The 14,426-nt window shown below is 68.6% G+C and carries 11 protein-coding genes; 6 read left to right on the forward strand and 5 right to left on the reverse strand.

Features of this window, described 5'->3' with window-relative positions; translation table 11 throughout:
* Window positions 1-116 precede the first annotated feature (116 nt).
* From OG394_RS04225 to OG394_RS04235, 3 genes are all read left to right on the forward strand, one after another.
* Window positions 117-308, forward strand: coding sequence for a hypothetical protein (locus OG394_RS04225; RefSeq protein ID WP_328993521.1), 192 nt, complete (start codon window positions 117-119; stop codon window positions 306-308).
* A 125-nt stretch (window positions 309-433) separates the two neighbouring features.
* On the forward strand, window positions 434-1,147 hold the full coding sequence (locus OG394_RS04230) for a hypothetical protein (protein ID WP_328993522.1): 714 nt from the start codon (window positions 434-436) through the stop codon (window positions 1,145-1,147).
* 94 nt (window positions 1,148-1,241) lie between these two features.
* Window positions 1,242-3,641 carry a polysaccharide lyase 8 family protein gene (locus OG394_RS04235; RefSeq protein WP_328993523.1) on the forward strand — a complete coding sequence of 800 codons (2,400 nt, stop codon included), beginning with the start codon at window positions 1,242-1,244 and terminating at the stop codon, window positions 3,639-3,641.
* Between the two features lie 2 nt (window positions 3,642-3,643).
* On the opposite strand, the gene OG394_RS04240 is transcribed toward OG394_RS04235, so the two are convergent.
* Both OG394_RS04240 and OG394_RS04245 read right to left on the reverse strand, forming a co-directional pair.
* On the reverse strand, window positions 3,644-4,288 hold the full coding sequence (locus tag OG394_RS04240; protein WP_328993524.1) for a response regulator transcription factor: 645 nt from the start codon (window positions 4,286-4,288) through the stop codon (window positions 3,644-3,646).
* On the reverse strand, window positions 4,285-5,484 hold the full coding sequence (locus OG394_RS04245; protein WP_328993526.1) for a sensor histidine kinase: 1,200 nt from the start codon (window positions 5,482-5,484) through the stop codon (window positions 4,285-4,287). Before OG394_RS04245 ends, OG394_RS04240 begins: the two co-directional genes overlap by 4 nt.
* 145 nt (window positions 5,485-5,629) lie before the next feature.
* On the opposite strand from OG394_RS04245, the gene OG394_RS04250 reads away from it, so the two are divergent.
* Both OG394_RS04250 and glnII read left to right on the forward strand, forming a co-directional pair.
* On the forward strand, window positions 5,630-6,598 hold the full coding sequence (locus OG394_RS04250; RefSeq protein ID WP_328993527.1) for an SMP-30/gluconolactonase/LRE family protein: 969 nt from the start codon (window positions 5,630-5,632) through the stop codon (window positions 6,596-6,598).
* 116 nt (window positions 6,599-6,714) lie between these two features.
* Window positions 6,715-7,734 carry a glutamine synthetase gene (gene glnII / locus OG394_RS04255; protein WP_328993528.1) on the forward strand — a complete coding sequence of 340 codons (1,020 nt, stop codon included), beginning with the start codon at window positions 6,715-6,717 and terminating at the stop codon, window positions 7,732-7,734.
* A 37-nt stretch (window positions 7,735-7,771) separates the two neighbouring features.
* On the opposite strand, the gene OG394_RS04260 is transcribed toward glnII, so the two are convergent.
* From OG394_RS04260 to OG394_RS04270, 3 genes are read right to left on the reverse strand one after another with little or no spacing between them, the layout of a single operon-like run.
* The gene (locus OG394_RS04260) at window positions 7,772-9,823 is read right to left on the reverse strand and encodes a glycoside hydrolase family 36 protein (protein ID WP_328993529.1); all 2,052 of its coding nucleotides are present in this window, start codon (window positions 9,821-9,823) and stop codon (window positions 7,772-7,774) included.
* Between the two features lie 9 nt (window positions 9,824-9,832).
* Window positions 9,833-10,582: a FadR/GntR family transcriptional regulator gene (locus OG394_RS04265; protein ID WP_328993530.1), complete on the reverse strand. Its 750-nt coding sequence runs from the start codon at window positions 10,580-10,582 to the stop codon at window positions 9,833-9,835.
* Window positions 10,579-11,898, reverse strand: a complete 1,320-nt coding sequence (locus tag OG394_RS04270; RefSeq protein ID WP_328993531.1) for an L-fuconate dehydratase — start codon at window positions 11,896-11,898, stop codon at window positions 10,579-10,581. The genes OG394_RS04265 and OG394_RS04270 overlap by 4 nt, the downstream gene beginning before the upstream one ends.
* A gap of 141 nt (window positions 11,899-12,039) precedes the next feature.
* On the opposite strand from OG394_RS04270, the gene OG394_RS04275 reads away from it, so the two are divergent.
* On the forward strand, window positions 12,040-14,415 hold the full coding sequence (locus OG394_RS04275) for a glycoside hydrolase family 95 protein (protein ID WP_328993532.1): 2,376 nt from the start codon (window positions 12,040-12,042) through the stop codon (window positions 14,413-14,415).
* Window positions 14,416-14,426: the final 11 nt, after the last annotated feature.

A 14,426-nucleotide genomic window follows, 5' to 3' on the forward strand; every position in this document is an offset into this window, starting at 1 on the left:
TCGCCGGCCGAAGCGATCAGGAGTCGATCGCGTTCGTCTTGGGACTGCTGGGTGTGCTGGTTGCGTCAGTTGCCGCTGGCGCCTATCTCGCACGGGCAAGGTCCTTGGGTTGGCGCGTGGTGGCCGGCGTCGCCGCCGTACTGATCGTCGGTCTGGTCATCTGGTTGGGGCAGACCGCGCTGACGGCGCTGCCTGGTGACAGCTGGGTGCAGGAGGAGGCGATCTTTGGTGTGGTCGGACTCCTTGCCGTAGTCGCGGCGATTGCAACCCTTCGCCGGCCCGCAGGCGCTGGAGCGGCTGCCGGCTAGCCCGCAGGCAGTGGACCCGCCGCCCCGCCAGCTGCGTGGCCGGCCGCTTTAAGGCTGTCTGAAGGACTCCGCGCAGGCTGCGAAGAGGCCGGACAACGGGCCTGGCCTGATCAGGGGAGGAAACCATGAACAAGTACCGGCTGGCCGGAATGGTCGCGGCGCTCGGCGTGCTCGGCGCGGGCGGAGTCGCCTACGCGGCGATCCCGGATCCGCAGGGAGTGATCAACGCCTGCTACAAGAAGAGCGGCCTGCTGCAAGAGCCCGGAGCACTGAGAGTCTCGGACACCGGCTGCCGCACCACGGAAATCCCACTCGCCTGGTCACAGCGCGGTCCAGCCGGTCCACAGGGAGTGCCGGGCGCGCAAGGCGTACCTGGCCCGCAAGGCATTCCCGGCCAGCAAGGACTGCCTGGCCAGCAAGGGCTGCCCGGTGAGAAAGGCGAGAAAGGCGAAACCGGGCCTCAAGGTGTGCCGGGCTTCTCGGACGCCTACATCGGCAAGGAGGGCAACACCCGCCTCCTCAATCGACAGTGGACCACCGTGATGTCGGTCGATCTGCCCGCCGGCTACTACGTCGTACTCGGCAAGGCCGGCCTCTTCTCCCACCACAGCGCCAAGGACGACGCGAGGTGTGCACTGCAGAAGACCTACCGTGACGACAACACCCACGTCACCCTCGGCGCCAACTCCACCTCGGCCGACTCCCTCGAGGTCAGCCTGCAAGGCGTCGCGATCCTCGGCGCACCCACCACGGTGACCATGATCTGCCTTGCCCAGAACGGCTTCGCCTCACCCCAACTCACCGCACTCAAGGTCGGCGAGCTTCATCTGCCGAACTAGCCGCGCCCGAAACTGCTCGGTAGTTGGCTATTGACGTCACTTCCGCGCATCCAACAGAGTATCCGGACGGCCAGCCAACCCTGAGGAGTCCACCGTGCCGTCCAGCCTGCGTCGTCGTACCCTGCTGCAACTCGGACTGGCCGCGGCGGCCGTCGCCGCCACTGACTTGAGGCACACGCCGGGTGCGCTGGCGGCCGACGAGTTCGATGCGCTCCGGTTGCGGTGGCTGGCGCTCAGCACCGGCGGAGCGATCGACCCGGCGGACCCGATGTATGCGGCCGGTCTCGCGCGGCTTGGCGCTGACGCGGTCACCTACCGGGACACCATGCTCACGTCGGCGGACCGGTCTGCGCTTTGGCCGGATCTGCCGTTGAGTTCGGCCTCGGGGAACTTCTCGATCAGCTATACCCGGCTGCGGACGATGGCGCTGGCCCGGGCGACCCGGGGTACAGCGGTCACCGACGATCAGGGTGTGGGGGAGCAGATCGTCGGCGCGCTGGATTTCCTGTACGCCAAGGCCTACAACGAGACCAAGCCGGAGACCGGCAACTGGTGGTTCTGGGAGATCGGGGCACCGCGGGCTCTCACGGAGACCTGTGTCTTCGCGTACGACGCACTCGACGCGACCCGGATCTCGACGTACCTGAAGGCCGTCGACCGGTTCGTCCCGGACCCCAATCGACGTACCAACTCGCCGAACCTGCGGGAGACCGGGGCGAACCGGGTGGACAAGGCGGTCATCGTCGCGTTGCGCGGCATCCTCGGGCGTACGGCGGCCAAGGTGGCCGCGGGGCGGGACGCGTTGAGCGACGTCGCCGAGGCCGGCCGGAACAGCGTCTTCAAGTACGTCGAGTCGGGCGACGGCTTCTATCGCGACGGCTCGTTCATCCAGCACGGGAACCTCGCCTATGTCGGTACCTACGGCAACGTCGCGCTGAGTGGAGTGGCGAACCTCTTCTACCTGCTTGGTGGTTCGTCCTGGGAGATCACCGATCCGAATCGGGTGGTGATCCTGGACGCGGTCGAGGCGAGCTTCGCGCCGTTCATGTCGAACGGGCTGATGATGGACTGCGTCTCCGGCCGTGCGATCTCTCGCGAGCGCGCCGGCGACCACCGGCATGGCCACGGCACGACCTCGAGCGTGCTGCTGCTCGCCGGCGGTGTCGACGAGCCTTTCGCGTCGCGGTTCCGCCGCCTCGCCAAGGACTGGATCACCAGCGACCGGCTGGACGACTATCTCGCGGAGGCGTCCATTCCGGAGATCGCCCGGGCCAAGGCGGTGCTGGCGGATCCCGAGGTCCGGCCGTTGCCCGAAGCGCTCCGGCACGACCAGTTCTACAACCAGGACCGGGTGGTGCATCGTCGCCCTGGCTGGACGTTCGCGATCGCGATGTCGTCGCGGCGGATGGCGCGGTACGAGTGGGGCAACGGCGAGAATCTGCGCGGCTGGCATGTCGGAGACGGCATGACCTATCTGTACAACGACGATCATGGCCAGTTCAATGACGCCTTCTGGCCCACGGTTGATGCGATGAGGCTGCCTGGTACGACGGTCAGCACTCGGCAGCGCGTACCGCACGGCAGTACGGGCGGCACGGGGACGACGTCTGCCTATGCGGATTGGGTGGGCGGAGCGTCGTACCGCGATGTCGCCGGCGCGGTCGGCATGCATCTGATCAACCACGACAAGAGCGTGCAGGCCAGGAAGTCCTGGTTCTGCCTGTCCGACGCGGTCGTCGCCCTGGGTGCCGGCATCAGCGGCACTGACGGTCACCCGGTCGCCACGATCGTCGAGAACCGCAATCTGCACACCGACGGCGTGGACGCACTCGTAATCGACGGCGTGGCTCAGCCCCCGGTCCAGGGTTGGACGGCGGAGTGCAGCGGGGCGACTTGGGCGCACCTGGCAGGCACCGGGGGATACCTCTTTCCCCTTGGTGGCGACCTGCACGGGCGGCGGGAGGAACGGACCGGTTCCTGGCGCGAGATCAACACCGGCAACGACACCGGCGGTTCTACGACGCCGCACACCCGGCGTTACCTGTCGCTGTGGCTGGACCACGGCATCAACCCGACGGCGGCCGGTTACGCCTACGTTCTGTTGCCTGGAGCAACGATCGAGCGGACCGCGGAACTCGCGTCGGACTCCGGCTTCGAGATTCTGGCGAACTCGGCCATCGTCCAGGCGATCAGGGCAGTTCGGGACCGGCTGACGCTCGCGAACTTCTGGGCTGCGGCCACGGCCGGTGGAATCGTGACGACCGGCCCGGCCTCGGTGGTCGTGGGTCTGGATCACGGCACCGTGCATGTCGCGGTGGCGGATCCGGGGCGCACGCAGCAGACGGTCCGAGTGACGATCGACGAACCAGCGCGCATCGCCATCGCTTCCGACCCGGCCGTGACCGTGGTCGCCACCGGCAGGCGCCTCGTGCTCGACGTGGCGGTGGGCGGGACCCGCGGCGCCACGCACACCGCGAGCTTCAGTCGTGCCTGAGCTCAGGGGCCGGCGTTGCTGGCGGGTGGGCGGATGATGTGTTGTTCGATGGCGCGGGCGACGGCGGCGGCGCGGGTGTCGACCTCGAGTTTGGTGTAGATGTGGGACAGGTGCGACTTGACCGTCGCCTCGCTGACGAACAGGCGTTTGGCCAGTTCGCGGTTCGACTGGCCGGTGGCGAGTAGGCCGAGGATCTCCACTTCGCGTTCGGTCAGGACCGGTCCCGGGGAGCCGGCCCGCTTCACCAGGCGGGCCGCGACCGCCGGGGCCAGGACCACTTCGCCGCGGGCGGTGCCGCGGATCGCGCGGAACAGGTCCTCGGGCGGCGCGTCCTTCAGCAGGTAGCCCGAGGCGCCGGCGTCGATCGCGCTCAGGATGTCCGCTTCGGTGTCGTACGTCGTGAGCACGAGCACCCGAGGCGGTTCCGGCAGCGCGCGCAGTCGTACGGTGACCTCGACGCCACCGGGACCGCGGCCGAGGTTGAGATCCATCAGTACGACGTCCGGCCGCACCGCCGCGACGAGTTGCTCGGCGCTGTGCGCGTCGGACGCCTCGCCGACCACGGTCAGGTCGTCCTGCCCGTCGACCAGTGCGCGCATCCCGGCACGGACCACTGGATGGTCGTCGACCAGCGCCACCCGGATCACGGGCGTTCCAAGGGGACCGAGGCAGCCAGCGCCGTACCTTCGCCCGGCTCGCTCTCGAGAACCAGCGTGCCGCCGAGCTCCTGGAGGCGATCGCGGATACCGGCCAGTCCCCGGCCGCGGTCCGGGGCGGTCGGTCGTGGGTCCTCGGGCAGGCCGCGGCCGTCGTCGCGTACGTCGAGCGCGACAGCGTCCGGCTGATAGGTGAGCGTGACCACGGCTGTGCTCGCGGCGGCGTGCTCGAGCACGTTCGCCAGGGCACCGCGCGCGGTACGCAGCAGTGCTGTCTCGATCTCCGGGCCGAGGCGTACCGGTGTTCCGTGGACCTGCACGCGGACCTCCACTTCGCTGTGCGCGGCGAGCCGTTCGCAGGTCTGCCGGAGTGCGTCGGCCAACGCGGGATCACCCGGTTCCGTCGCGAGCTCGGCGGGAGCCAGGTCGCGGACCACCCGACGTACCTCGTCCAGGCCGTCGCGGGCGGTCGCCGCTGCCTGGGTCGCGTGCTCGCGGGCCGCCGCCGGCCGGTTCTCCCACTCGCTGTCGGCAGCCTGCAGCAGCAGGTTGATGCTGGACAGGCCCTGGGCGACGCTGTCGTGGATCTCCCGCGACAGCCGTGCCCGCTCCGCCAGTACGCCGGCCCGGTGCTGCGCGTCGGCCAGGTCACCCTGCGCCGCGCGCAGCTCGTCCAGCAGCGACTGCCGGGCGAGCGCGTCCCGTTCCAGCACCCGGTACGCGCCGACCGCGAGCACCGCGACGCAGACCGGGCCGAGCAGGATCGTCGGGTCCAGGCGGTCCGACATCCGCGTCCACGTGACCACGGTCGTCACCACCATGGCGGCGACCACCGCACACGCCGGCCGGAACGGCAGCACGCGGAGCGCGACGAAGGACAGTGGTACGGCGCACCACGCGAACGAGGGGGCCAGCAGCACCAGGCCGAACCAGCCGGCGACGAGCAGGGCGAGCCAGAGCCAGCCGGGGAGCACCCGGTGCGCGGCGTACGTCGCCAGCAGGATCGCCGCCCCGGTGAGCACCCAGGGGGCCCGGTCGCCGAACCCGTGCCCGGACAGGTACCGCACCGCGGACGCCGCCACGAGAACGACGAACGTCGCGTGCAGCGCGGTCACCAGCCCGTCGGCACGGCCGAGGATCCCGGCGGCCCAAGCGGGGGTGGTCGGACGCGAACTCGAGGTGGTCATCTCGAGCCGATGGTAAGCCCGCCGGATCGCGGACCGAATCATCCGATCGGCTACTTCATGGTGGCCGAACGCCTGTCGTGCGCGGGTCGTCCGCCGACCAGGCTTGACCGTGTCGACCATCCAGCACCCTTGATGCGAGGTACTCATGTCTGTTCGTTCCGTGTCCGCGACCCTGGCGTTGTCCGCCGTACTGCTCGGCGCCGGGATGCCGGCGGCGTCCGCCCGGCCCGCCGCCTACGAACTGCCCGGCGACCCGGTGGTGAACGGTGCCGGCGGGTCGAAGTACGAGGGGATCGGGTACGACGCGCGGACGGAGCGGTTCTACGTGTCGGAAACCACCGGCGGCGAGATCCACCGCGGGTCGCTACGCTTCACCGCCGCCACCGAATGGCTGGCCGGTGACGGTACCGACGGCCGGTGGACCGCGCGCGGCGTCACCGTCGACGGACAGGGGCGGGTGTACGTCGCGGGCGGGCCGAACGGCATCGACCACCCGGGCGCGCCCGACATGTGGGTGTACGACGGGTCCGGCCGGCTGCTGGCCGCGCTGCGCACCGGCGTACCGAACGCATTCCTGAACGACGTCGTCATCGGCCCGGACGGCGCGGCGTACTTCACCAACTCGAACGCGCCGCAGGTGTTCCGCGTCGCCGAGCGGGACGGCTGCTGGACCGTTCGCACCTGGGCCGACGCGACCGGGACGATCCAGACGCAGACCGGGTTCAACCTCGGCGGCATCGTGGTCTCCGCGGACCGCCGCGCGGTGGTCGTTGCCCAGGGCAACGTCGGCAAGCTGTGGCGGTTCGACCTGCGCAGCGGCGCGGTCTCGCCGGTCGGGACCGGTGGCGCCGACTTGGTGAACGCCGACGGCCTGGTGCGAAGTGGTGAGTTGCTGTGGGTGGTGCGGAACTTCTCTCGGGTCCTGACCACGCTGCGGCTGTCCGACGATGGCAGCACGGCCACGCTGGTCGCGGCGACGCCCACCGACCCGAGCCGCGTGTTCACCACCGCGAAGCTGGCGCAGGGGCGCTTGCTGCTCGTCGACAGCAAGTTCGACGAGCCGGTGGGGCTCCCGCCGTACCAGGTGGTCGCACTCACCCCGCCGCGCCAATGAGGGGGTTAACACGCTGTTCACAATCGGGCAACAGGTCCGTAATGGCCGATTGACAATGTCGACATCGGCCGGTTCAGGAACGCCTGAGGGGACGGCCACGATGAAGGGACAGACGGTTGACCTACAAGGCCGAGTACATCTGGATCGACGGTACCGAGCCGAGCGCGCGACTTCGCTCGAAGACGAAGATCCTCGCCGACGGCGCCGAGCTGCCGGAGTGGGGCTTCGACGGTTCGAGCACCAACCAGGCACCCGGTGACAACTCGGACTGCGTACTCAAGCCGGTCTTCTCGTGTCCCGACCCGATCCGCGGCGGCGACCACAAGCTGGTGCTGTGCGAGGTCTACCTCGTCGACGGCACCCCGCACCCGACCAACAACCGGGCCAAGCTGCTCCCGATCGCCGAACAGTACGCCGAGCAGGATTCCTGGTTCGGCATCGAGCAGGAGTACACCTTCTTCCAGGAGGGACGCCCGCTCGGCTTCCCGGCCGTCGGCTTCCCCGCCCCGCAGGGCCCGTACTACTGCGGCGTCGGCGCCGACGAGGTCTTCGGCCGCGAGATCGTCGAGAAGCATCTGGACGCCTGTATCGAGGCGGGTCTGACGATCTCCGGCATCAACGCCGAGGTCATGCCCGGCCAGTGGGAGTTCCAGATCGGCCCGGTGGGTCCGGTCGACGTCGCCGACCACCTGTGGGTGGCCCGGTGGCTGCTCTACCGCATCGCCGAGGAGTACGACGTCGCCGCGACCCTGGACGCCAAGCCGGCCAAGGGTGACTGGAACGGCGCCGGTGCGCACACCAACTTCTCCACCCGGGCCATGCGCGAGGGCTACGACGCGATCGTCACCGCTTGCGAGTCCCTCGGCGCCCCAGGCAAGGTCGAGGAGCACATCGCGGGCTACGGCCACGGCATCGAAGAGCGCCTGACCGGCGCCCACGAGACCGCCCCGCACGACGTCTACAGCTACGGCGTCTCCGACCGCGGCGCTTCGGTCCGCATCCCGTGGCAGGTAGAGGTGGACAAGAAGGGCTACATCGAGGACCGCCGCCCCAACGCCAACATCGACCCCTACAACGTCACCCGCCTGCTGGTGAACACCTGCTGCGCCGCGCTGGAAAAGGCCGGCCAGGTCTGAGCACAGCGGCTCCGACGTCAGTCGGCCATGGCGGGCGTCAGTCGGCCCTGGCCGGCGTCAGGCGGAGGACGCGGGCGGAGGGTTCGGAGGTGTTCGTGGTGATGGTGAGCGCGTCGTCCGTCCAGCTGTAGGTCCAGTCGGCGAGGTCAGCGGGGAAGTGGGGTTCGATCCTTGCCCGGCGCAGGGGCAGCGTGATGGTGGACGGGCCAGCGGCGCGGTGCCAGAGGGTCAGGTAAGAGGCGTCGGGACCGTTGAGGGCAAGGGCGATCCACTCATCGGTCCACGCCGGCAGGCCCATCGGCCAGGCAGGCACGAGCGATTCGAGGTCATCGAGGATCGCGCGATGGGCGGACAGCGCCGAACGGATCAAGTCGAGCTCGGCCGGCGTCATTCGGTTGAGGTGGCCCGAGAGGTAAAGGCGGCCGGGAATACCGTTGACGAGCGCGAAGATGAACTCCTCGCGAGTGGTTCCGCTGATCGGGTAGGCCCAGTGGCCGGCTTGCTCGGGGAGTACGGCGGCCGGGGCGGCCGCGGTGATCGTTGCGTAGAGCAACGGATGTTCCTGGTCCGAGGTCGACTGCAGATGGAGCCGGGACAGCATGGCGTAGTCCGTTCGCATCGCACCCGAGGCGCAGTTCTCGATCAGCAGGTCGGGGTGACGTGTCTGCAGATCGTCGAGCCAGCCGAGCAGCGCGCGCTGGTGTTCCAGCAGCCCGTGACCCAGCGACGTACCAGCCTTGTCGGTGCCGGGGCCGGTCATCGTGTTGTTGTCGAACTTGAAGAAGCCGACGCCGAACTCGCGGATCAGCCGGTCGACGGTGTCGTCGAGGTGTGCGCGGGCGGCCGCGCTGCGCAGGTCGAGCAGGTACCGGCCGGACTCGGCGACCCGACGGCCACGGCGGCTCAGGAACGCTTCGTCGGGTAGGTCGTTCGCCATCGGCGAGCGCGTGCCGATCACCTCGGGTTCAAGCCAGAGGCCAGGCACCATGCCGCGTAAGTGGATCCGGTCGATCACCTCGGCGAGGCCGTTCGGGAAGCGGGTCGTCGACGGTTGCCACGCTCCGACCGTGTTCCACCAGTCGCCTTCGGCATACCAGCCGGCATCGATGCAGAAGTAGTCGGCTCCGGCCTCGGCGGCTGCGTCGATCAGCGGCAGCAGCTTCTCCGTGGTCGGATCGCCCAGCAGCGTGTTCATGTAGTCGTTGAAGACCACCGGCATCCGGTCGTCGATCGGACGGCGATGACGTATCGCGCGCCGTTGACGCGTGAGCGCGGCGAACACACTGTCGCGGTCTGCACCGGCGACGAGGGACACCGGCACTGTCGTGAATGGCTTGTCGGCCGTGACCTCGACACTCCACTGATGTTCCTGGTCGGTCGGACCGCTGAGCAGCAGGTAGCCGCCGTGGCGGGTCTCGCCGAGCTCGTAGTGCCACGGTCCGTTGTGCTCGATCTGCCAGCCGAGGGCGTACGGCGCACTCCGGTCGACCAGGACACCGACAGGCAGCCACTCCCCGCTGGACCACGAATTCGAGCTGGTCACCGCGTGCCGGCTCCTGGCGACATGGCGGTGCGAGTCGCGGACGATGTCCGCCAGCGCCGCACTCCGCAATGGCCGAGTCGACCAGCGGCTTTCCGCCATCCAGCTGTTGGCGGCGGAAAGCAGGTCGGCGTCGATCGACGCGAGGCCGACCACGAGCGACGACAGGAACGTGAGCTCCAGCGATCCCGTGCCGATCATCGAGGCTTCGCTCCAGGCCCGTACGCCGGCTCGCGCTTCGAACCCACTCGTGACGCACAGACCGGTGGCGGGGTCCTCCTGGGTGATGCGCAACGTCGTCTCGGTTTCCTTGTGACGGACGTAGCGCAACTGTTGCCCGAGACTGGTGTCGACGTGCCGGTTGGTGCTCGGCGATAGTCCGTGTCCGACGGCGGAGACCTCGACCAGTGGCTGGCTGGGATCCGCCGTACTGCTGTCTGCTGGTGCGGCTTTCTGTGAGGCTTCGCGTACGGCGATCAGCCGCACCGGGCCGTCGTCGAGGGCGAACGTCAGCGTCAGGTCAGGCGTACTCCAGTGCAGCAGGTCCATCGGCGCGTCTCATTCCGTGGTCGGGCTCACCACGCCTCGTTCGAGGAGGTAGTCCTCGACGGTGAACAGGTGGGCGGCCATGCGGGTGCGTGCTCGGTCGGGGTCGTGGGTGGTCAGGGCGGCGAGGATCGAGAGGTGTTCGGAGTGGGCGGTCTCGTCCGCGCCGGGCTGCGAGATGGATCGGCGCAGCCGGTCGCGCATCGTGCGTCCACCCAGCGCGTCGATGAGTGCGGTCAGCACCGGGTTGCCGGCCGCCTCCGCGATGATGCGGTGGAAGGCGATGTCGTTCTCGATCACCGTCTCGTGGTTCGGCTCCTCGAGCGTCAGTTCGGCCCCGTTGTGACGCAAGAGCTCGGCAGCGGCGTCGAGCTCCGCCGAGGCGATCCGCAGCGCTGCTGAGGCGGCGGCCTCGGTCTCGAGGATCCGGCGTACCGCGTGCAGATGATGTGTTCCGCTGCCCTCCTGCAGGTCGACAACGAAGCCGAGCGGAGCCAGCAGCATGGACGGATCCAGCTTGGTGACGTAGGTACCGTCACCTTGCCGCGTCTCGAGAACTCCCATCATCGACAGTGCGCGGACCCCCTCGCGCAGGGGATTCCTCGACACGCCGAGTGCCGCGGCGAGGTCTTTCTCGACGGGAAGCCGGTCGCCCGGCCGGAGCCGGCCGTCGATGAGCATGTGCCGGATGCTCTCGACCACGATGTCGGTCTGTGAAACGCCTGGGGTGCGAGACGGCTCAGCCACCTTGCCGGTGGTCATGGCAGCGGGTCTCGTTCCGCGCGTGATGCCCAGTAGGTACCGTCCGGGAATTGGTAGGTCTTGAGTGACGTCCTGTGCATCTCGGCACTGTAACCGGGCGCGGCCGGAAGCACGTACGCGCCGTTCCTTACCACGCAGGGATCGACGAAGTGTTCGTGCAGGTGGTCGACGTACTCGGTGACGCGGCCGTCGAGGCTGCCTGACACGGCGACGTAGTCGAAGACCGCGAGATGCTGAACGAGTTCGCACAGACCGACGCCACCCGCATGTGGGCAGACCGGCACGTCGAACCAGGCAGCGAGAAGGTAGACCGCGAGTACCTCGTTGACGCTGCCGAGCCGGGCCGCGTCGAGCTGGCAGTAGTCGATGGCGCCGGCCTGGAACAGCTGCTTGAACAGAACCCGGTTCATGCCGTGCTCGCCGGTGGCGACGCCGATGGGTGCCACGGCTTTGCGGATCGCGGCGTGACCCAGGATGTCGTCGGGACTGGTCGGTTCCTCGATCCACAGCGGGTCGAACTCGGCCAGCGACTTGATCCATTCGATCGCCTGCGGGACCTCCCACACCTGGTTCGCGTCGATCATCAGATGACCGTCCGGCCCGAGGACCTCGCGGGCGATGCCACAGCGCCGGATGTCGTCGGCCAGATCGGCGCCGACCTTGAGTTTCACATGTTTGTAGCCTGCGGCAACGGCTTCCTCGCAGAGCCTGCGCAGTTTGGTGTCGGAGTACCCGAGCCATCCGGCGGAGGTCGTGTAACACGGGTAGCCGGATGCCTCGAGCTGCTCGATTCGTTGCTTGCGGCCACCTACCTGCCGCTCCAGCAGGGTGATGGCTTGCTTCGGCGTCAGGACGTCGGCGAGATACCGCAGATCGGCGGCCGCGACGAGTTGTTCGGGTGACATGTCGGACAGCAGTCGCCACAGCGGTACGCCGGCCCGTCGGGCGGCGAGATCCCACACCGCGTTCATGACCGCGGCCAGGGCCAGATGGATGACTCCCTTGTCCGGGCCGAGCCATCGCAGTTGGCTGTCCGACTGCAGTTCCCGGTAGATCCCGCCGGGGTCATCGCACAGCTCGTCGACGTCTCGGCCCACCAGTGGTACGGCGCGCTGAGCGGCGGCGGCGACGCACAGGTCGTTGCCGCGCCCGATGGTGAAGGTGAAGCCGTGCCCGGCGAGATCCGGGTCGTCTGTGTGCAGCACGACGTACGCCGCGGAGTGGTCGCCGTCCTTGTTCATCGCGTCGGATCCGTCGCTGGTCAGCGACGTCGGGAAGCGGACGTCGACGACCTCCACCGACGTGATGCGTGGCATGGCGGGCCCCTCTCGATCAGCAATAGATGGGATCTTTCTACGCCCTTGATGTCGTTCAGTATGGACCAAGCTCCGTCACGGCGCTACGATCCCGGAAATTCATGGGATTAATACCTCGCCGTCTCGAGGGAGGACCGTGGTATGGGCAACCTGGTGAGCTCGGACCGCTCCGGTATGCAGCGGCTGTTCTACGACCGGCCCGCCGAAACGTGGCTGGAGGCGCTGCCGCTCGGCAACGGCCGGATCGGCGCGATGTGCTTCGGTGGTGTCGGCCAGGATCGGATAGGGCTGAACGACGAGACTTTGTGGTCTGGCAGTCCGGAGACCGCTCGGTCTTTGTCCACTCCGCTCGGTGCGACCGGTGCCGACGCCGTACAGGCGCTGCGCGACGCTCTCGCGGCGGGTGACACTCGCCGGGCGCATGAGTTGGCTTGTGGTTTTCACTCCGGCTACTCGCAGGCGTACCTGCCGCTGGGCGATCTCCTGCTCGAGGTTCGCGTCGATGGCGCAACGCCTGCTGCCGGAGATGTCACGCAGTATCGTCGCGAGCTCGATCTCGACGCCGCGATGGCCACGGCAGAGTTCGCGATCGGGGGAGTAGCGGTTCGGCAGGAGGTCTTCGTCAGCGCGCCGGACGGCGTACTGGTCCACCGAATGACCGCGTCCGAGCCGGTCCTGGCGCTGACTTGCCGGTTGACCTCGCAATTGCGATCGCGCCCACACGCAGTCGAGGACGGGCTCGGACTGCTCCTGCAGGCACCAGCCGATGTCGCTCCTCCACATCGCGACGTGCCACAGCCGATCCGGTACTCCGACGGTTCGGATCGCGGCATGGCAGCCGCTATCGCGTTGCGTACCTCGACCGATGGCGAGATCGGGGCGAGTGCCTCGGAGCTCGGCATCGAGGGCGCCACGGAGATCACCTTGGTTCTCTCGACCGCCACGGGCTACGACGGTCCGTTCACGGCGCCGACCCGGACGGCGCAGGAGTGCTGGTTCGCCGCGGATCAGACCGTGCGCGCGGCTCTCGATCGCGAGTACGGGCAGCTCAAGTCCGATCATCAGCGGGATCACCGGCGACTGTTTCGTCGTACGGCGCTCGAGCTGGCCGGGTCGGCGGAGCAGGCGGAGCTGCCGACCGACGTGCGGGTTGCCCGGGCGGTCGAGGTCGAGGACCCTGCCCTGGCTGCGCTGATCTTCAACTACGGCCGCTACCTGATGATCGCGAGTTCGCGACCAGGTGGTCTGCCGACCAACCTGCAGGGGATCTGGAACGACATCCTGCGGCCGCCGTGGAGCTCGAACTTCACGGTCAACATCAACACCGAGATGAACTACTGGCCGGCGGAGACGACGAACTTGCCGGAGTGCCACGAACCGTTGCTTCGATACATCGGTCAGCTTGCCCAGGCGGGGCGTCGTACGGCTAGCGATCGGTACGGTTGCGGTGGCTGGACTGCGCACCACAATGCCGACGCGTGGTGCTGGACGCTGCCGGTCGAGGGCGATCCGCGGTGGTCGAACTGGCCGATGGCCGGTGCGTGGCTGGCCCGGCATCTGTGGGATCACTACGAGTTCACCGGGGATCTCGAGTTCCTCGGCGAGTCCTGGCGCGTCTTGCGGGGTGCAGCGGAGTTCTGCCTCGACTGGCTGGTGGAGATGCCGGATGGCAGTCTCGGTACGGCGCCGTCGACGTCGCCGGAGAACGACTACATCGCCCACGACGGGCAGCCGGCATCCGTGACCGAGTCGTCGACCATGGACCTGGCGCTCATCTCAGAGCTGTTCCAGCGGGTTGAGCAGGCGGCCGAGTTGCTCGATGTCGTGGACCCGATCGTCGGCGAGATGTCCACGGCCCGGAAGCGACTGCCCGAGCCATCGATTGGCGCACAAGGCCAACTGCAGGAGTGGGCAGCCGACCTACCGGAGGAAGACCCGCACCACCGCCACATGTCGCATCTGATCGGCGTACATCCTGGCAACGCGATCACGCCGGACAGCACGCCCAGCCTCGCCGCCGCGGCCACGCGGACGCTCGACCTGCGCGGCGACGAGGCGACGGGATGGTCGCTGGCGTGGAAGATCTGCCTGCGGGCGCGCCTCCGCGACGCGGCGGCCGCTCATCGCCTGGTGCGAGCGTTCCTGCGGCCGGCGGACGACACGGCGACGGGGTATTCCGGCAGCGGGGCGGGTATCTACCCGAACCTGTTCTGCGCCCATCCGCCGTTCCAGATCGACGGCAACTTCGGTGCGACGGCAGGAGTCGCGGAGATGCTCCTGCAGAGTCACACCGGCGAGATCGAACTCCTGCCCGCCCTGCCTGCTTCATGGGCCAGTGGACGAGTGACCGGCCTCCGGGCCCGTGGGGGTGTGGTCGTCGACATCGCGTGGACGCCGTACGGCATCGAGTCGGTGCTGACCGCTGACCGGGACCAGGAGCGGGTCGTACGCCGTGGTGGCGAGCGGGTGCCGGTCCGGTTGACGGCCGGCGTCGGTCACCGCGTGAGCTCGAGTTGATCGACGGCTTG

This window comes from Kribbella sp. NBC_01245, assembly GCF_036226525.1.
Taxonomy (GTDB): domain Bacteria; phylum Actinomycetota; class Actinomycetes; order Propionibacteriales; family Kribbellaceae; genus Kribbella.

What these genes read in the sequence shown, in the direction of transcription:
- OG394_RS04230 (WP_328993522.1), top strand. Translation starts at nt 434, where the DNA reads ATGAACAAGTACCGGCTGGCCGGAATGGTCGCGGCGCTCGGCGTGCTC.
- OG394_RS04245 (WP_328993526.1), bottom strand. Translation starts at nt 5,484, where the DNA reads ATGACCACCTCGAGTTCGCGTCCGACCACCCCCGCTTGGGCCGCCGGG.
- OG394_RS04250 (WP_328993527.1), top strand. Translation starts at nt 5,630, where the DNA reads ATGTCTGTTCGTTCCGTGTCCGCGACCCTGGCGTTGTCCGCCGTACTG.
- OG394_RS04260 (WP_328993529.1), bottom strand. Translation starts at nt 9,823, where the DNA reads ATGGACCTGCTGCACTGGAGTACGCCTGACCTGACGCTGACGTTCGCC.
- OG394_RS04265 (WP_328993530.1), bottom strand. Translation starts at nt 10,582, where the DNA reads ATGACCACCGGCAAGGTGGCTGAGCCGTCTCGCACCCCAGGCGTTTCA.
- OG394_RS04270 (WP_328993531.1), bottom strand. Translation starts at nt 11,898, where the DNA reads ATGCCACGCATCACGTCGGTGGAGGTCGTCGACGTCCGCTTCCCGACG.
- OG394_RS04275 (WP_328993532.1), top strand. Translation starts at nt 12,040, where the DNA reads ATGGGCAACCTGGTGAGCTCGGACCGCTCCGGTATGCAGCGGCTGTTC.